At 63.8% G+C, this 17,979-nt stretch carries 16 protein-coding genes; 13 read left to right on the top strand and 3 right to left on the bottom strand.

From position 1 onward, the window contains the following. Window positions 1-20: 20 nt before the first annotated feature. From WKW82_RS13860 to WKW82_RS13850, 3 genes are read right to left on the bottom strand one after another with little or no spacing between them, the layout of a single operon-like run. A complete protein-coding gene (locus tag WKW82_RS13860) occupies window positions 21-1,409 on the bottom strand; it encodes a tripartite tricarboxylate transporter permease (protein ID WP_340342881.1) in 1,389 nt (462 codons plus the stop codon). After that, window positions 1,406-1,918 carry a hypothetical protein gene (locus tag WKW82_RS13855; RefSeq protein ID WP_340342879.1) on the bottom strand — a complete coding sequence of 171 codons (513 nt, stop codon included), beginning with the start codon at window positions 1,916-1,918 and terminating at the stop codon, window positions 1,406-1,408. Before WKW82_RS13855 ends, WKW82_RS13860 begins: the two co-directional genes overlap by 4 nt. A gap of 25 nt (window positions 1,919-1,943) precedes the next feature. Continuing rightward, on the bottom strand, window positions 1,944-3,230 hold the full coding sequence (locus WKW82_RS13850) for a hydroxymethylglutaryl-CoA reductase, degradative (protein ID WP_340342878.1): 1,287 nt from the start codon (window positions 3,228-3,230) through the stop codon (window positions 1,944-1,946). 90 nt (window positions 3,231-3,320) lie between these two features. Here WKW82_RS13850 and WKW82_RS13845 point away from each other — a divergent pair, with 90 nt between their 5' ends. The 13 genes from WKW82_RS13845 (at window position 3,321) to WKW82_RS13780 (ending at window position 17,940) form a co-directional block, all read left to right on the top strand. Beyond that, a complete protein-coding gene (locus tag WKW82_RS13845; RefSeq protein WP_340342877.1) occupies window positions 3,321-4,742 on the top strand; it encodes an aminotransferase-like domain-containing protein in 1,422 nt (473 codons plus the stop codon). Between the two features lie 188 nt (window positions 4,743-4,930). Continuing rightward, complete coding sequence (locus tag WKW82_RS13840) at window positions 4,931-5,785, top strand: shikimate dehydrogenase family protein (RefSeq protein ID WP_340343205.1); 855 nt, start codon at window positions 4,931-4,933, stop codon at window positions 5,783-5,785. A 272-nt stretch (window positions 5,786-6,057) separates the two neighbouring features. After that, window positions 6,058-7,029 carry a LacI family DNA-binding transcriptional regulator gene (locus WKW82_RS13830; protein ID WP_422823473.1) on the top strand — a complete coding sequence of 324 codons (972 nt, stop codon included), beginning with the start codon at window positions 6,058-6,060 and terminating at the stop codon, window positions 7,027-7,029. A 96-nt stretch (window positions 7,030-7,125) separates the two neighbouring features. Then, window positions 7,126-8,031, top strand: coding sequence for a dihydrodipicolinate synthase family protein (locus WKW82_RS13825; protein ID WP_340342876.1), 906 nt, complete (start codon window positions 7,126-7,128; stop codon window positions 8,029-8,031). Between the two features lie 25 nt (window positions 8,032-8,056). After that, the gene (locus WKW82_RS13820) at window positions 8,057-9,040 is read left to right on the top strand and encodes a Bug family tripartite tricarboxylate transporter substrate binding protein (protein ID WP_340342875.1); all 984 of its coding nucleotides are present in this window, start codon (window positions 8,057-8,059) and stop codon (window positions 9,038-9,040) included. Between the two features lie 53 nt (window positions 9,041-9,093). Beyond that, a complete protein-coding gene (locus tag WKW82_RS13815) occupies window positions 9,094-10,275 on the top strand; it encodes an enolase C-terminal domain-like protein (protein WP_340342874.1) in 1,182 nt (393 codons plus the stop codon). Window positions 10,276-10,429: 154 nt separating this feature from the next. After that, the gene (locus WKW82_RS13810; protein ID WP_340342873.1) at window positions 10,430-11,311 is read left to right on the top strand and encodes a tripartite tricarboxylate transporter substrate binding protein; all 882 of its coding nucleotides are present in this window, start codon (window positions 10,430-10,432) and stop codon (window positions 11,309-11,311) included. Then, complete coding sequence (locus WKW82_RS13805) at window positions 11,311-12,261, top strand: 2-hydroxyacid dehydrogenase (RefSeq protein ID WP_340342872.1); 951 nt, start codon at window positions 11,311-11,313, stop codon at window positions 12,259-12,261. The genes WKW82_RS13810 and WKW82_RS13805 overlap by 1 nt, the downstream gene beginning before the upstream one ends. Window positions 12,262-12,278: 17 nt before the next feature. Further along, window positions 12,279-13,715, top strand: a complete 1,437-nt coding sequence (locus WKW82_RS13800; RefSeq protein ID WP_340342871.1) for an aldehyde dehydrogenase family protein — start codon at window positions 12,279-12,281, stop codon at window positions 13,713-13,715. A 211-nt stretch (window positions 13,716-13,926) separates the two neighbouring features. After that, window positions 13,927-14,748 carry a Bug family tripartite tricarboxylate transporter substrate binding protein gene (locus tag WKW82_RS13795; RefSeq protein WP_340342870.1) on the top strand — a complete coding sequence of 274 codons (822 nt, stop codon included), beginning with the start codon at window positions 13,927-13,929 and terminating at the stop codon, window positions 14,746-14,748. After that, the gene (locus tag WKW82_RS13790; RefSeq protein ID WP_340342869.1) at window positions 14,706-15,812 is read left to right on the top strand and encodes an Ldh family oxidoreductase; all 1,107 of its coding nucleotides are present in this window, start codon (window positions 14,706-14,708) and stop codon (window positions 15,810-15,812) included. The genes WKW82_RS13795 and WKW82_RS13790 overlap by 43 nt, the downstream gene beginning before the upstream one ends. A 134-nt stretch (window positions 15,813-15,946) precedes the next feature. After that, window positions 15,947-16,960, top strand: coding sequence for a Bug family tripartite tricarboxylate transporter substrate binding protein (locus tag WKW82_RS13785; RefSeq protein ID WP_340342868.1), 1,014 nt, complete (start codon window positions 15,947-15,949; stop codon window positions 16,958-16,960). A 101-nt stretch (window positions 16,961-17,061) separates the two neighbouring features. Further along, a complete protein-coding gene (locus WKW82_RS13780; protein ID WP_340342867.1) occupies window positions 17,062-17,940 on the top strand; it encodes a tripartite tricarboxylate transporter substrate binding protein in 879 nt (292 codons plus the stop codon). Window positions 17,941-17,979 lie beyond the last annotated feature (39 nt).

The following is a 17,979-nucleotide window of genomic DNA, read 5'->3' as shown; positions in this document are numbered from 1 at the left end:
CTTGTGGACGGCCATGGCCTTCAGGCGAACAACTTGACGAGCGCCGGTACCGTCAGCACGGCCGTGTAGTAGCCCATGAACTGCACGCCGGAGTTGAAGCCCAGGACGCGCGAGAGCAGTCCGCCAATCAGGCCCATGGTCATGATGACCAGCAGACCCAGGAACTGGCCTTCCCAGATGCTGATGACGAAGATCAGGCCGATGAAGGTCGCGATGATGGCTTCGTGGCTGACCTTGCGCGACACGAACAGCGCGGCGCGGCGGGCGAAGTTCATCGCAAAGGGGTACGACACGAGCGCCGCAAGCGTCACGGCGAGCAGGCCATAGCCGAGGAACTCCCAATGGCTCAGCATGTCGTGCAGGTTGTGGCTCGTGCCGGCCACCGAGTCGACGGTGAACCGCGGCGGCGCGTTGAACAGCGGCGCAGCGGGGCCGGCGGCCACTGGGCTCAACGGCAGGCCGAACGCGATCAGCGGGATCAGCGCTTCGGCAATGTAGGTCGCCTCCGTCACACCGTTTCTGGCGCTCAGCACAGTGGTCAGGCGGTGGTACGCATGCTTCACCCTGGAGCCCACCAGTTCGCCCAGCACCACCGTCATTGCAACGGGGCTGAACACGAAGGTCGCGCTCGAGACGGCGGCGGTGGCCATCGTCCAGCCCGTCTGCTTGCGGTCCAGCACCTTGAACGGGTTCGGGAAGTAGCCCGATCCGCCCTTCACGTCCGGCGCCAGCTGGAAGGTGCGGGCACTGTCGCGCTTCATCCGGTTGCGGTCGGCCGGCGAGATCACCGAGAAGAGGTCGGCGACCAGCGGACCTATGGCGATGCCCAGGAAGTAGCTGATGCTCAGCTTGACGTTGTATTTCGCGGTCAGCGTCTGCAGCGCGATGATGAGCACCACGAAGGGCACCAGCACCGCCACCGAAGCCCAGCGACCGCCGGAGAAGTAGGCGATGAGCACGGCAGCACCCACGAAGATCCACGGCGCTGCCTTGGTGATGGTCGGGCCGAACGGCGCAAGCATCACTGCGAACAGGACTGCCAACGGCACCGCAAGGAAGGCAGCGATGATGGCGCCGGACACCATCTTTCGAAGCGCGATATGCGGCACGCCCAGGTTGCGCAGCACATTGGCGTCCTGCAGCAAGGGCGTCGCCATCGTGTCGCCCGGAATCCCCAGCAAGGCGGTGGGAACGGCGTGCGTCATGTGCTTGGCGACCGCACCGGCCAGGAAGAAGGTGAACACGCCTTCCGGCGGCACGCCGAGAAGCACCACCAGCAGTGTCAGCGGCGCGAGGGTGGTCGTTTCGTCAGTGCCCGAGACCAGGCCGATCGCCGCGAAGACGACGGCGCCGATCAGGCCCATCAGGGCGGCATTGAGGATCTGGGTGAGGAGTGCGGGATCCATCATGCCCCCTTGGGTTGCGCCGCGAGGACGCCTGGTTGATGAGCGAAAGTCGGCCGACGTGCTTCATCGGTAGAAGGCTGCGCAAGGCGCGCCTTGCTTTCGTGGGCAACGAACAGGTCGTAGATCTGCAGTTCCTTCATCTCCTGCACCACGGAGGCAGGCAGGTCGGCCACGGAGCCGAGGTCACCGGTCTGTTCGGCGAGCTTCGCCAGGACCTCCTCGCGCCAGAACGGATCGGCAGCCTCGCCCTCGACCACCACGCGCTTGGGCTTGAACAGCACCGCGCACAGGACACCCGCGATGACGCACCCACCCAGCCCCGCCAACATGCCGTAGGCCCTTGCAAGCTCAGGCGAACTGACCATGCTCGCCAACGCCTTGGCCGCGAGAAGGTAAGCCGGCAGGCTGATGCCGATGCCCAGGACGATGGACCACGCCAGATGCTTCACATCCGCGGTGTCTCCCCACACTTCGACCAGCTGCGATGGCGGCAGCCTCGTTTCGGTTTTCATCTTTGTCTCCAGTGAAGGTCAGGACTCAGCTGGCGCGCAGCTCTTCCAGCAGCGCGACGGCGCGATCGGTGCGCACGTCGTGTTCGCCCGCCATGCGCTTGGCAATGACGTCGATCTCGTTGCCCGTGGCACCGGCGACGAGGGCGATGTTGCGGGCATGCAGGGCCATGTGCCCGCGCTGGATGCCTTCGGTCGCGAGCGCACGCAGCGCGCCCAGGTTCTGCGACAAGCCCACCGCCACGGCGACCTCGCCAAGCTCCTGGGCGGACTGGACGCCCATGATCTTCAGCGACAGCCGGGCCAGCGGATGCGTCTTCGTGGCGCCACCGACCAGGCCGACCGGCATCGGCATTTCGATCGTGCCGACCAGGGCGCCGCTCGTGTCCTTCTCCCAGGTGGTCAGCGGGGCATAGCGCCCGCTGCGGCATGCGTACGCATGGGCACCTGCCTCGACCGCGCGCCAGTCATTGCCCGTGGCAACGATGACCGGATCGATGCCGTTCATGATCCCCTTGTTGTGCGTCGCCGCCCGGTACGGGTCGATGGCGGCAAAGGTGTACGCGTCAATGACGCCTTCAATGATTTCCTCGCCACTGCGCTCTCGGGTCTTGAGTGCTTCCGGGGTGAGGCGGACGCGGGCACGTGCCAGGCGCAGGTCGGCCAGGTTCGACAGGATGCGCAGGCGCACCGTGCCGCCGGTCAGCTTTTCGACGAGCGGGGAAACCGATTCGGCCATCGTGTTGACCGTATTGGCGCCCATGGCGTCGCGCACGTCGACGATCAGGTGCATGACGATCATCGGGCCGCGCGGCGTGTCCGGGAACACATGGATCTCGATGTCGCGGCAACCGCCGCCCAGGCCGATGAGCACCTTGTCGCGGCTGTTCGCGACGGTCAGGATTTCGTCGCGATGCTTCAGCAGCGCCAGGCGCGCACCGTAGGGGTCGGTGATGCCGATGACCTGCACCTGCGCACGCATCAGCGGACCGGTGCTGGAGGTCTCGAAGCCGCCGCATTGACGCGCCAGCTTGGCCATGAAGGACGCCGCCGCGACCACCGAGGGCTCTTCGACGACCATCGGCACGAGAACGTCGCGGCCATTGATCTGGAAGTTGCCGCCGATACCGAACGGTAGTTCGAAAGTGCCGATGACGTTCTCGACCATGCCATTGGCACGCTCGACGCCCAGGGCGCCCGGCTTGGTGATGAGCGCAATTTCTTCTTCCGAAAGCTGGGTGATGCGAGCGACATGCTCGAAACGCTGCGTCGGGGTGAGCGAACGGAAATCGGGAAGGCGGGAATCAACCATCAATATGTCTCCAAGGGGTAAGGTGTGGAGACAATGTAGTTTTGCTGTACCAACAAAGAAAGGTACAGTTTTGAGGGACAGTGAGCCCAAACCATGACAACACAGCCGAAATCAAAGCCAGCCGGACGGGCGGCGTCCCTGCCGACGACCCTGGCGGACGCCATCGAGCGCCAGATCCGCGACGGTGCCTACAAGGCCGGGGACAAGCTGCCGTCACTGCGCGAGTTGGCGGAGCTTCACAGGTACGCGAAGAACACCGTGGTGACGGCCTTCGAATTGCTGGTGTCCCGCGGGCTCGTGGAGCCGCGCCGGGGCGCCGGCTACTTCGTCGTCGACAAGCCGCAAGCCAGGCCGGCGGACGATGAAGCCGGAAGCCTCGGCCGGGCGATGGACATCGTCTGGTTGATGCGCGAGCAGTTGAAGACCGAACCGGATGCGCTGGCGGTGGGGGACGGGTTCCCGCCGGTCGCATGGCTTGCGGACGTGCGGCTCGACAAGTACCAGCAGAAGGTCGTTCGCACCGGACTGGGATCCCTGTTCCGGTACGGCAGCCGCTACGGCTATGCGCCGCTGGGCGAGCATCTCGTGCGCAAGCTGGCCGACTTCGGCATCGGCGCCGAGCCGCGGCAGATCGTGCTGACCCACGGTGCCAACGAAGCGATGGACATCGTGATCCGGTACTTCGTGCCGCCCGGGGGCAAGGTACTCGTGGACGATCCGGGCTACTACCCGCTGTTCGGCAAGTTGAAGCTGGCCAGCGCGCAGGTCTTCGGTGTCCCGAGGCTGCACGATGGGCCGGACCTCGAAGCGCTGGAACAACTGCTGATCACGCACCGTCCGAGGCTGTTCTTCACCCAGTCCCTCGCGCACAACCCGACCGGCTCGGACCTCTCTGCCGCGAAGGCCTTTCGCGTCCTGCAGTTGGCGCAGAAGTACGACCTGCTGATCGTCGAGAACGACCCTTTGGCCGACTTCAAGCCCATTGCAGCGCCGCGCCTTTCCGCCCTTGACCAGTTGGAACGCACGATCTACATCGGCAGCTTCTCGAAATCGTTCTCCGCGGCACTGCGTGTGGGGTTCATCGCGTGCGGCGTCGACCTCGCGAGCGACCTGGCCGACCTCAAGGCGCTGATCCACGTGAGCAGTTCCGAGTATTGCGAGCGAACAGTCGACGTGATGCTGAGCGAGGGGCACTACCAACGTCACCTGAACCGGCTTCGCAGCCGACTGGGGGAGGCCACGGCCGCGGCCCAGGCCCTCTTTGACTCGGTGGGCGCCGAGATCTTCACACGCAACGCCCATTCGCTCTATCTGTGGGCGTCACTGCCGGGCGTGGAGGACTCGCTCAGTCTTGCCAGGGCACTGCTTCCGAAGAAGATCGTGATGGCGCCTGGACGGATCTTCAGCGTGGACTCGTCTCATGTTTCACCCTGGTCGCGGTTCAACGTGGGTGCAGTGGTGGATCCGAGGTTTGCCAAGGCGTTGAAGAGTTCGCTGCGACAGCTGGCGGCATAGAGCTTCACGTCGAGCTGGTCGGCGATGGCCGTTGAGCACCGTCGGCGATGAGATCGGCACGCGTCTGGGCATACCCTCGAAACAAGCAGCTATCGTCGCAACCCGTGCGCTGATCGATCAGCACGTCTTGTCCGGTGCCGATGCGCCCACTAGATTGCAGGCACCTTCTTCTTACAGGGCTCTTGCAAATGAAAATCGGTGGCAGCACACGCGTATTCCTGATCCTCGGCGATCCGGTGGCCCAGGTCCGGGCGCCGCAGGTCTTCAACCATCTGTTCAAGCAACACGGCGTCGATGCCGTGCTGGTGCCGGCCCGCGTGGCCCCGGCCGACTTCGATTCATTCGCGCGCTCGGTGCTCAAGGCGGGCAACATCGATGGCCTCTGGCTGACGATTCCGCACAAGACGGCGATGGTGCAGATGCTCGACCATTGCGACGCGCTGGGGCGCGCGGCCAACGCCGTGAACGCGGTGCGCCGCAATGCCGACGGGTCCATCGAGGGCGCGCTGTTCGATGGCATCGGCTTTGCCAAGGGCTTGGACCTCTGGGGCGTTCCGGTGGCCGGGCGCAACGTGCTGATCGTGGGCGTCGGCGGCGCAGGTGTCGCGATCGCCGCGACGCTGGCGGCCCGGGGCGCCGGCCGCATCGCCCTGGCGGCACGCGACGTCAAGCGGGCCACCGGCATCGCCGATGGACTGCGCGAAGCCTTTGATTGCGAAGTGGTCGCCGTCCCGACGCCGGACCCCGCGGGCTACGACCTGGTCATCAACGCCACGCCGCTTGGCCTGAATGCGAGCGATCCGCCGGCCTTCGATGTCGCGCGCCTCGACAGCGATGCCTGCGTCGTCGACATCCTCATGAAGAACCAGCCGACGCCGCTCCTGCGGGCCTGCCATGCACGCGGCGTGGCGGCTTATCCCGGCTTCGAGATGCTGATCCAGCAGGTGCCGGAGTACCTGACCTTCTTCGGGCTTGGTGAAGTCGCGGCCGCGGTGCAGGATGACCTCTCCGGCGTGCGCGCGCTGTTTGAAGCGGGCGACTGACGCGTTCGATCGCGCCTACGCATTCATCGCGCCGCCGTAACGCACCTGCCACCGGCGCGAGCGCCCAGGACATACGGCCACAGCGCAGGGATAGGCCATCTTCCTTTTGCGGCCGTCAGACATTTGATGCCTTCCTCGATGACACCGGTATCTTTTGACCGTGTCCTGGCGCTAACATGGCGGCCTTGCCTTCACCGAAAAGCCCTCAAATGCCGCCTTCCGCTTCAAGCATTGCGCGTTCGCCATCAGTTCCCCCTCGCGGTGTGACGCTGATGGATGTTGCGACGGCCGCTGGTGTATCGAAGATCACTGCATCGCGCGCCATCAGCAATCCGAGCATGGTGACCGAAGCGACGCGTCTCAAGGTGCAGGCAGCGGCATCCAAGATCGGTTACGTGCAGAACTTTGTCGCGGGCAGCCTGAAGTCCCGGCGCAGCCGCCTGATCGCGTGCGTTGTGCCGACCATCGCTTCGGGCTCGGTCTTTCTGCCGGCGGTGCGCGCCATGACGCAGACCTTCGAGCGACTGGGCTATCACGTGATGCTGTCCCAGCGCGGCTATGGTGTTGCACAGGAGCAGGAGCAGATCGAGACTGTCTTGGCACGCCGACCCGATGGCATCGTGCTGACCGGCACCTTTGTTTCTGCCGCGGCGCGGCGCAAGCTCAAGGCGTCGGGGCTGCCTGTCATGGAGATGTGGGACATGGCGCGTTCGCCGATCGACATGCTCGTTGGCTTTTCGCACGAGGCGGCCGGTGGCGCAGCGGCTGCCTACTTGCACGGGAAAGGACGTCGACGCATTGCCATGATCAGCGCGACGGAGCCGCGCAGCGCGGCGCGCGAAGCGGGCTTCGTCGCGGAACTGCAGCGGCTGGGCCTGCCCCCACCGAGGATTCACGCCGTTGCGCCACCCACGCGCATGGGGCATGGCCGCCAGGGGCTGGGCGAATTGCTGCTGGCGGATCCGAAAATCGACGCGGTTTTTTGCACCACCGACATGGTGGCGCTAGGCGTGATCCTGGAGTCGCAATCACGCGGCTTGCGAGTGCCGGAGCAGTTGGCAGTCATGGGCTTCGGTGACATGGACTTCGCTGCCGACGTCACCCCTGCATTGACCACGATTCATGTGGATAACGAGCAACTCGGCGAGCGAGCTGCAACCCTGATGGTCGAGGCACTCGATGGTCGCCGCTCGAAGCGCGTGTCGGACATGGGCTTCGAAATCATCGAGCGCGCCAGCGCCTGAATTCCGCCAACTTAGCCCTGCTCATGAATTTTGTTGACTCAAAATGATATCGGTGTCAGAATTCATGACACCGATATCATTTAAAGCGACAAATCAATGCTTGAACATGCCAAAGGGCTCTATGTGGTGGCCCAAACCCCGTTCGCTGCGGACGGTGCCATCGACCTGGCCAGCGTCGATACGCTGTGCGATTTTTACCTTCAGCACGGCGCGAGCGGGCTGACGGTTCTTGGCGTAGCCGGCGAAGCCGGCAAGCTCTCCCAAGAAGAGTCCATCGCCGTCGCGGGGCGATACATCCAACGGGCACAGGGCAAGCCGGTCATCGTCGGCGTCAGCAATCCCGGCATCGCCCAGGTGCGCGATCTCACGGCGCGGGTGATGGATCTCGGCGCCGCCGGCGTGATGATCACGCCCCCGAACGGCCTTCGCACGGAGGAGGAACTGTTTGGCTACTTCGCCGCTGTGTTCCAACAGATCGGCGATGTGCCGACGGTGCTGCAGGATTTTCCTTTTTCCAGCGGAACCTGGATGTCTGTGCCTTCCATCCTGACCTTGGTGGAGAGGCATCCGCAGATCCGGCTGCTGAAGGAAGAAGATCTTCCCAGCATCACCAAGATAACGCGCTTGCGTGAAGGGCAGGGCCGGCGCATCGCCATCCTCACCGGCAACAACGGCATGTTTCTCCCGCTGGAAATGGGCCGCGGCGTCGACGGCCCGATGTCCGGCTTCTCGCATCCGGAGATGCTGTCCGGCGTCTACGACCTTTACATCCAGAGCAAGGTCGAACAGGCCAACGACCTGTTCGATCGCTACCTGCCGCTGTTGAGCTACGAGAACCAATCCCAGTGGGGCGTTGCAGTCCGCAAGGAAATCCTGCGGCAGCGCGGCGCGATCTCGTGTGCGGCTATGCGCACTCCCGGCCCGCGGCTCACGCCCACCGACCACGCAGAGATCGAGTTCCTCTTGAATCGCTTGCGTCGGTCGCTTTCAGAACTTCGCTGACACCCCCCCGTAAAAGGAGACAAACATGCCAAACAAGAATCAAGTCTGGGCTATTGGATTGCTCGCCTTCGCGACATCATTCGGCCTCGGGACAGCCAACGCGGCCGAGCCATATCCCAACCGGGCGATAACTGCCACAGTGCCATTCCCACCCGGTGGATCCTCGGATGCGGTGATGCGAGCGATATCAGCACCAATGTCGAAGCTGCTCGGGCAACCGGTCGTTCTCGACAACAAGCCGGGCGCCAATGGCACCCTTGGGGCGCAGGCCGTGGCGCGAGCGCCGGCGGACGGCTACGCCATCGTCATCGGTTCCGTGGGCACATGGGCCATCACGCCCACCTTGCTCAAGGGCATGAATTTCGATCCACGCAAGGACCTCACGCCGCTGACCCTGGCGGTGCGCACGCCCAACGTCATGGTCGTGTCGCCATCGCTGCCTGTGACCAACGTGGCGGAACTCGTGGCCTACATGAAAAAGAACCCCGGAAAGGTGGCATTCGCATCCGCGGGCGTCGGCTCCACGGATCACCTGACATCGGTGCTGTTCTGGCAACGTACTGGCACCGACGGTGTCCACGTGGCCTATCGCGGAGGCGGCGCGGCAATCACCGACGTCATGGCAGGGCACTCCCAGGTATTGATCTCCAACGTCGGCGTGCTGGCCGGGCACATCAAGGCCGGCAAGCTCAAGGCGCTGGCTGTCACTTCAGCCGAGCGAGTCTCGGAACTCCATGACGTGCCCACCATGAAGGAGGCCGGCGTGCAGGGACTGGAGGTGTACTCATGGCAAGGCATCGGCGCGCCCAAAAACCTGCCGCCGGCGGTACTCGCAAAGCTGCAACCCGCCTTGGTCGCCGCGCTCAAGGATCCGGCGGTCGCCAAGTCGCTGGCCACCAGCGGATTCGAAGTCGTCGCCAGTTCGGCGGCGGAATTCGCCTCCCTGCTCGATAGCGAAACCAAACGCTGGAAGACAGTCATCGACAGCGCCGGCATCAAGGCGGAATAAGCCGACCTTCGACCTTCTCACTTATCTCTCAACCCACCCCATCTGGAGACTCCATGACCGCCATCAATCGCATCGAGTTCATCGACTTCGAGTACGAAGTGACGAACCTTGCCGCCCACACCGAACACACCCACAACCATGTCGCGTACCGCAAGGGCGCCAAGATGAAGATGCGCAAGTTCGCAGTGGTGATCGAAGCCGACGACGGCTCGCGCGGCGAATACGTGACCATGTGGGGCGGCCAGCGTCCCTCGCTGGCCCAGGGCATGATGCTGGCCCCCAACGTCCTGGGCCGTGATCCGGCCATGCGCGAGGACATTTACGACGACTGCAAGCGCCTGCTGCACCACTTCGACCACATGGGCTATGCGCCGATCGACATCGCGCTGTGGGACCTGGAAGGCAAGCGGCTGAACGCCTCCATCCAGCGCCTGCTGGGCGGCTACCGCAAGCGCCTGCCTGCGTACGCCAGCACCTTCCATGGCGACCATGCCGGCGGGCTCGACAGTCCGGAGGCCTTCGGCCAGTTCGCGGTGCAGTGCAGGGAGATGGGCTACAAGGGCTACAAGATCCACGGCTGGTTCGACGGCGACAAGAAGGCCGAGTCCTCGATCATCCTGGAGACGCGCAAGGCGGTTGGCGACGACATGGACCTGATGTACGACGGCGCCTGCGACCTGAAGACCTTCGCGGATGCGCTGTACGTGGGCAAGGCCTGCGACGAAGCCAACTACTTCTGGTACGAGGACCCCTACCGCGACACCGGCATCTCGGCCTTCTCGCACAAGAAGCTGCGTGAGATGCTGAAGACGCCGTTGCTGATCGGCGAACACGTGCGCAGCCTGGAACCCAAGGCCGACTTCATCATGGCCGGCGGAACCGACTTCGTGCGCGTCGATCCCGAGTACGACATGGGTATCACGGGCGCCATCAAGACCGCGCGCATGGCCGAGGCCTTCGGCCTGGACGTGGAGATCCATGCCGTCGGCCCGGCGCATCGACACGTGATGGGCGCCATCCGCAACTCGAACTACTACGAGGTGGCGCTGGTCGGCCCCGACTGCCCGAACGTGATCCCTCCGGTCTACACCTGTGGCTATTCGGACCAGATCGACTGCATCGACGCGGCCGGTACCGTGCCCGTGCCCGAGGGTCCTGGACTGGGCGTGACCTACGACTGGGACTGGATCAACAAGCACGCCGTGCAGCGCCATGTCTATGACCTGAAGCGCTGAATCGCACTCACTGCCTACAGAACCTGACCTGTTGACGCTCAAGACTGGAGACAAGCATGTTGATGAACTGCAGCCGTCGCGCTGTGTTGGTGGCCTTTGCTGCAGCCTTGCCTGGCCTGTCGGCTCTTGCAGCCGATACCTATCCGAGAAGCCCGTGAAGCTTGTGGTGCCCATGGCGGCCGGGGGCAACGGCGACATCATTGCCCGGTTGATTGGCAAGGACCTTGCCCAACTCCTGGGCCAGCCCGTGCTCGTCGACAACCGGCCGGGTGCGGGCGGCAACATCGGCGCGGACGCCGTGGCGAAGTCGCCGGCGGACGGGTACACGCTCGTGCTGGGTGCCGTCGGGACGCATGCGATCAACGCCAGCCTCTACAAGCGCATGCCGTATGACATCCGGCGGGACTTCACGCCGATCTCCATGATGGCGGCGGTGCCCAACGTGCTGGTGGTGCCAGCCTCCTTGCCGGTCAAGAGCGTCCAGGAACTGATCGACTATGGCAAGAAGCGTTCTGGCGGACTGAACTTCGCTTCGTCCGGCGCGGGCAGCTCGATCCACCTGTCCGGCGAGATGTTCAAGTCCATGACCGGGTTGCAGATGACTCATGTGGCCTACAAAGGCAGCGCGCCGGCGTTGACGGATCTGCTGGCCGGTCAGGTCGACCTCATGTTCGACAACCTGCCGACCTCGTTGCCGCACATCCAGTCGGGCAAGCTGCGCGCCCTGGCCGTCACCAGCACGGCGCGCTCGGCAGCGCTTCCGGATGTGCCGACCATGGAGCAAGCTGGCCTGAAGGGATTCGAGGCAGGCTCCTGGTTCGGCATCCTCGCACCCGCGAAGACGCCGCCTGCGGTCGTCGAAGCCCTTGATCGCGACATCCAGGCGTCGATGGCGCGTCCCGAAACGCGGCAAGCGCTTCTCGATCGGGGCTTCCAGCCTGCCATCAAGGGCCCACGTGCGTTCGCCACTTACATCGACCAGGAGATCGCCAAGTGGGGAGCCATCGTGAAGGCCTCCGGCGCCACGGCCGACTGATGTCCATGAAGCCACGCATCCTCCAGCACGGCCGCCTGCTGCCATCGGTCGAGCAGCGCTTGGCGCAGGACTTCGACATCGTGCCGCTGTGGCAGCAAGGCGAACCCTTGGCCTTCTTGCGGTCGCACGGTGAAGCCTTCGTCGCGATGGCAGCATCGGCCCGGCATGGAGTGAGCGGCGAACTGATGGCCGCCGTTCCAGGTCTCAAGGCGATTGCGAGCTTTGGTGCCGACTATGACACGCTCGACATCGCGGCTGCCAGGGGATTGGGCATCCAGGTCAGCAATACGCCGGACGTACTCAACGATTGCGTGGCTGACCTGGCGTGGGGAGCGATTCTCGACATCGCTCGTGGCATCACGGAATCGGACCGCTTCATGCGAGCCGGTGGCTGGATGCAAGCCCCGTTTCGCCTGTCCACGCGCGTCTCGGGCAAGCGGCTTGGCATCGTCGGCTTGGGGCGAATCGGCGCGGCCATCGCGCGCCGTGGCGTTGGCTTTTCGATGGACATCCGCTACCACAACCGCAGCCCTCGTGACGACGCGCCGTATGCCTATGTGGCAGACCTCGCGGAGTTGGCGCAGTGGGCCGACTTCATGGTCGTCGCCGTGGCTGGCGGGGCCGATACGCAGCATCTCATCTCGAGTGACATCCTTCAGGCCTTGGGGCCAGAGGGCTTCCTGATCAACATCGGGCGGGGTTCTGCCGTGGATGAAGCAGCGTTGACGTCGGCGCTGCGATCCCGTGCGATCGCGGGCGCGGCGCTCGATGTCTTCGAGAAGGAGCCTTGCATGCCCATGGATCTCGTTGGCCTGGAGAACGTGGTGTTGCTTCCTCATATCGGCACGGCAACCCATGAGACACGCATTGCGATGGGCGAACTCGTGATCGAGAACCTTCACTCGTTCTTTCGAACGGGCCGTCTCGCAACGCCGATTCCGATCCACTGACTTTTGATTCCGCTCCTATGCAACAACACGACAACCTCATCGGCGGCCAGTGGACGCAGGGCAATGCCTACAGCCCGAACCTGAATCCGTCGAACCTCGGCGACACCATCGCCGAGTACACGCAGGGTGACGCCACCCACGTCGAAGCCGCCGTGGCCGCCGCCACCGCCGCCTTCCCGGCGTGGGCCACGGGCAGCATCCAGGCGCGCTCGGATGCACTCGACAAGATCGGCACCGAGATCCTCGCGCGCCGCGAAGAACTCGGCACGTTGCTGTCGCGCGAAGAAGGCAAGACCAAGGCCGAAGGCATCGGCGAAGCCACGCGCGCCGGCCAGATCTTCAAGTTCTTCGCCGGTGAATGCCTGCGCCTGTCGGGCGAGACGCTGCCCTCGGTGCGCCCGAACATCGGCGTGGAGATCACGCGCGAGCCGGTCGGTGTCGCGGGTCTGATCACGCCGTGGAACTTCCCGATCGCGATCCCCGCCTGGAAGATCGCGCCGGCCCTGGCCTTCGGCAACTGCGTGGTGCTGAAGCCTGCCGACCTGGTGCCGGGCTCCTCGTGGGCGCTGGCCGAGATTATCAGCCGCTCGGGCATTCCGGCCGGCGTGTTCAACCTGGTGATGGGCCGCGGCAGCGTCATCGGCAATGCGCTGGTGAACCATCCCGGCATCCATGCGGTCAGCTTCACCGGCTCGGTGGGCGTGGGCCGCAACATCGCGATCCAATGCGTGACCAACCACAAGAAGGTGCAACTGGAGATGGGCGGCAAGAACCCGCAGATCGTCCTCGATGACGCCGACCTGGCCCAGGCCGTCGAACTCAGCGTGCAGAGCGCCTTCTACTCAACCGGCCAGCGCTGCACCGCATCCAGCCGCCTGATCGTCACCGAAGGCATCTACCCCAAGTTCATCGCAGCGATGCAGGAACGCATGGCGAAGATCAAGGTGGGCGATGCGCTCGCCGCTGGCACCGACATCGGCCCGGTGTCGAGCCAGTCGCAACTGGACCAGGACCTGGAATACATCGCCATCGGCAAGGGCGAAGGCGCCACCTTGGCCGCGGGCGGTGAACGCCTGAAGCTGGGCACCGAGGGCTACTACATGTCGCCGGCGCTGTTCAGCGAATCGATCGCCTCGATGCGTATCAACAAGGAAGAGGTCTTCGGCCCGGTGGCGAGCGTGATCCGCGTGAAGAACTACGAAGAAGCGCTGGCCGCGGCCAACGACACCGAGTTCGGCCTGTCAGCCGGCATCGCCACCACGAGCCTCAAGTACGCCACGCACTTCAAGCGCCACAGCCAGGCCGGCATGGTGATGGTCAACCTGCCGACCGCAGGCGTGGACTATCACGTGCCCTTCGGCGGCCGCAAGGGCTCGAGCTACGGCCCGCGTGAACAGGGCAAGTACGCGCAGGAATTCTTCACCACGGTGAAGACGGCCTACACGCTCGCTTGAGGCCACCCGCCAAGCCAGCAACTGAAGCACATCCACGTTGTGAAGTGAGGACGACATGCAAAGGACGAATCTCTTGAGGCTTGCGAAAGCAACGCTGCTGATCGCATCCATGGGGCTCTCCGCAGCGTGGGCGCAGGGCTACCCTGACAGGCCTGTCAAGCTGGTGGTGGGCTTCCCGCCCGGCGGCACGACAGACGTGCTGGCACGCGTGATGGCGGTCAAGCTCAGTGAGAAGCTTGGGCAGCCCTTCATCGTCGACAACCGGGCAGGCGCCGGTGGAATGATCGGCACGGACGTCGTCGCAAAGGCAACACCCGACGGCTATACCTTGCTCTTCACCAGCAGCACCCTGGCCACTTATCAGTCGCTGTACGCCAAAGTGCCGTTTGATGCCGCGCGAGACCTGGTGCCCATCGGCATGGTCGCGACCACCCCCTATGTATTGGTCGTCCATCCGAAGCTTCCCGTGAAGTCTCTGCCTGAACTGGTCTCGTACGCGAAGGCCCACCCTGGAGAGATCAACTATGCGGCTTCTGCACCGGGCGGAGGACAGCAACTGGCTTGGGAGATGCTGAAGCGGAACACCCAGACCAACATGCTCTACGTGCCCTACAAGGGCACTGGAGCACTCATGCCTGACCTGCTTGGCGGCACGCTCCAGGCAGGCATCGACAACGTTGCCGTGCTGGTCCCGCATATCAAGAGCGGGGCGTTGCGGCCCATTGTGGTCACGGGGGCAGCGCGCACGCCATTGCTGCCGGAAGTGCCCACTGCCATTGAATCCGGACAGCCCGACTTCAAGGTCATCGGCTGGTTCGGTTTGATGGCGCCGGCGAAGACGCCTGCGGCGGTCATGCAGCGGGTGAGCGCAGCCATGTCGGAGATCTTGAGCCAGAAGGACGTCCAGAGCCGCATCGTCGACCTGGGCGGAGAACCTGACACGCGCGATGCCGAGGGCATGCGCAAGCTCATCGCGTCCGAGTCGGAAAAATGGGGCAAGCTCATTCGCGAAGCGGGGATCAAGGCGCAATGAACAATTTTCTGGAAGTCCGTCTCGACGCTGCTGAAGTTCTCGCCAAGGCAGAGGCGTTGCTCTGCGGTGCCGGATTGGAGAAGGAGAGGGCGGCGGCAGTCGCACGGCGCTTGGTCGAGGCGGATCTGCTCGGCCATCGCACGCACGGCCTGCAGCAGCTTGTCGTCTACCTCGAACGACTCGGCGATGGGCGAATCGCGACCTCCGGAGAGATCGAAGTCCTGTCTGACTCAGGCGCGAGCTTCAGTTGGACTTGCGGTCGCTTGCCGGGCGCATGGGCCATGGAGCGCCTGATTTCACGGGCCCTGGAGCGATCGGCGCAGCACCCGGTTGTGACGGCCACGCTGTCCAACTGCTCGCACATTGGTGCGCTCCAAGCCTATCTCGAGGACATCGCCGACCACAAGCTGCTCGCGCTGCTCATGGTGACCGATCCCGGTGTGGCGTCCATGGCACCGCCAGGGGGCATCGATGCTGTCACGACCTCCAATCCGATTGCCGCTTGCATACCCACTCACGGCGATCCCATCCTGATCGACCAGACCACCACCCTGGTCAGCAATGGCGCCATCGCTCAGCACGCAGCCCAAGGCACGCTGCTGCCCGGAAACTGGGTGCGCGACAACCAGGGGCGTGCCTCCAATGACCCGCACGTCATGAGCGCGAATCCTCCCGGCACATTGATGCCATTGGGGGGCGAGGATTTTGGCTACAAGGGATTTGCGTTCAGCCTGTTCGTGGAAGCCTTCGCGCTCGCGTTGTCGGGCTTCGGACGCGACCAGCCGCGGGTTCGTGGTGCTCAGGGCGTTTTCTTGCAGGTCATCGATCCGGCTCACTTCGGTCTTGGCAAGGCAGGATTCCTTGCTGCGACGACCGCTCTGGTCGACCAGTGCAAGAGCGCTCGGCCGGCCACGGAAGGCAACGGCGTTCGATTGCCGGGGGAGCGCGCCCTCAAGGGCAAGAAGGCGCAACTGGCCGACGGGATCGTCTATTCGCAAGACCTGCTCAAGGTGCTGGATGCGTGGGCAGCTCGACTCGGCATCGACGTGCGCCTGGTTCCGTGATGACGCTAGGAAGGTAAGCATCCGGAGCAGCATGCCTTTGACGATGTGTTACTTGACAACTGCTATGACACCGATATCATTTAAGTCAATGACACCGATATCATAAACTGCCCTGAGACGGCGTTTGGAGACACATGAAAGTTACTTCCTTTTCCCTTGCAAGCAAGCAGACCCGATGCGGGACTGCAGTCACACTCTTCATCGCCCTGACCGGAGTCAGTCCGCAAGCCAATGCACAAGGGCCTGACGGTTACCCGGCCAAACCCATTCGTCTCGTGGTCCCAGCCGCGCCCGGCGGCACCTCGGACATCCTCGCGCGAACCATCGGACTGGAGCTGACCAAGCGATGGAACCAGCCGGTGATCGTGGACAACAAGCCCGGTGCCGACAGCAACGTGGGCGCGGAGCTCGTCGCGAAGGCGCCGCCTGACGGCTACACCTTGCTGTTGCTCGACACCAGCACGTTGACGATGGGCCCGAGCCTCTATCCGAAGCTGACCTACGACCCCCGCAAAGATTTCGCGCCGATCACGATGATCGTGTTCTCACCTCACGTGCTGGGTATCCATCCGTCCCTTCCAGTCAACAACGTCAGGGAGTTGATCGCTTACTCGAAATCAAATCCCGGCAAGCTCAACTTCGCATCCGCGAGCAATGCGAGTCGCCTGGGCGCAGCGCAGTTCAATCTGCAGACGGGAACGGACATGCTGATCGTGCCGTACAAAGGCGGCGCGGCGAGCATCAATGCAGTGGCGGGTGGCGAGGCAAACGTCATCCTGAATGGCTTGCTGGCGACGCTGCCGCAGGTCAAGAGCGGCAGGATCAAGGGGCTTGCAACAGCAAGTGCCCGCCGCATGGAAGCTACCCCGGATGTGCCAACGGTCATCGAAAGCGGCGTTCCCGGCTTCGTGACTGGCAGCTGGCAGGGGTTGCTGGCTCCCGCAGGCACGCCGCCCGAGATCGTGCGCAAGCTCAACAGCACGCTCGTTGACATCCTCAAAGCGCCCGATACCCATCAGAAGCTTGTTGCCATGGGCGCCGAAGTCGTTGCCGATTCGCCAGAGGATTTCGGTCGATTTCTTCGGGACGAAACCGTGAAATGGACGAAGGTCGTCAAGGACGCCGGCATCAAGTCTGAGCAGCAGTAGACACAAGGACCGATATGACATTTCCTGGACTCTCATTGGTGTTGGCGCTGGCGCTCAGCTGCCTCGGCGCCCAAGCACAGCCAGCCTATCCAGGCAAGCCAGTGACCGTGATCGTTCCGGTGGCACCGGGTGGGCCGAGCGACCTGGTCGCTCGGGCATGGTCGGAAAAGCTGACGACGCAATTTGGTAAACCATTCGTGGTCGACAACCGTCCCGGGGCGTCGCAGGTGATCGGCACGCAAGCCGTCGCCAAGGCTGAAGCGGATGGCCATGTTTTGCTCCAAGCCGCTTCGAGCATGTCGATCAATGCCGTGACGATGGAGAAATTGCCTTACGACACGATCAAGGACTTCACACCAATCAGCCTGACGCACATGACGCCTCTGGTGGTGGTGGTGCCTGCGCAGGGTCCGATCAAGTCGATCGCGGACCTGGTGCGGCTCGCGAAAGTCGATCCCGGGCAGATCAGCTACGGAACCACCGGTGACGGAAGTTCGCAGCAGTTGGCGATGCTGCTGCTGGCCCAGCGCGCCGGACTCGAGCAACTCACAGAAGTGCGATACAAGGGGAGCAGTCAGGCACACCCCGACCTCATCTCTGGCCGGTTGAGCGTCATGATCGATCCAGTCGCCGCCGTGGCGGTGCACATCAAGGCCGGAACGCTGCGAGCGCTCGCAGTGACGACCTCGTCACGCATATCCGCGTTGCCGGACACCCCAACCGTCGGAGAGAGCGGCTACCCCGGCTACGAGGTCGTGAGTTGGGGTGGCGTATTTGCGCCGGCAAGCACACCGAAGCGTGTCGTTGACCAACTGCAAGCTGGTATCGCAACAGCGCTCAATGCCCCTGAAATGCAGGCGCGTTTCGAACAGTGGGGAGTTGTGGCCAAGCCCAGTTCATCCGAGGCGTTCGGACTCTTCGTCAAGGCGGAGATCGTCAAGTGGCGAGGGGTTCTGAAGCCGCAATTCTCGAAGCAGTAGATCCGCCTTGCAACGTCCCAACAACATCGAATTGCGGTA

This window comes from Variovorax rhizosphaerae (assembly GCF_037889975.1).
Taxonomy (GTDB): Bacteria; Pseudomonadota; Gammaproteobacteria; order Burkholderiales; family Burkholderiaceae_C; genus Variovorax; species Variovorax rhizosphaerae.
The sequence above is the reverse complement of the archived record's forward strand: the minus strand, read 5'-3'. Positions and strand labels throughout refer to the sequence as shown.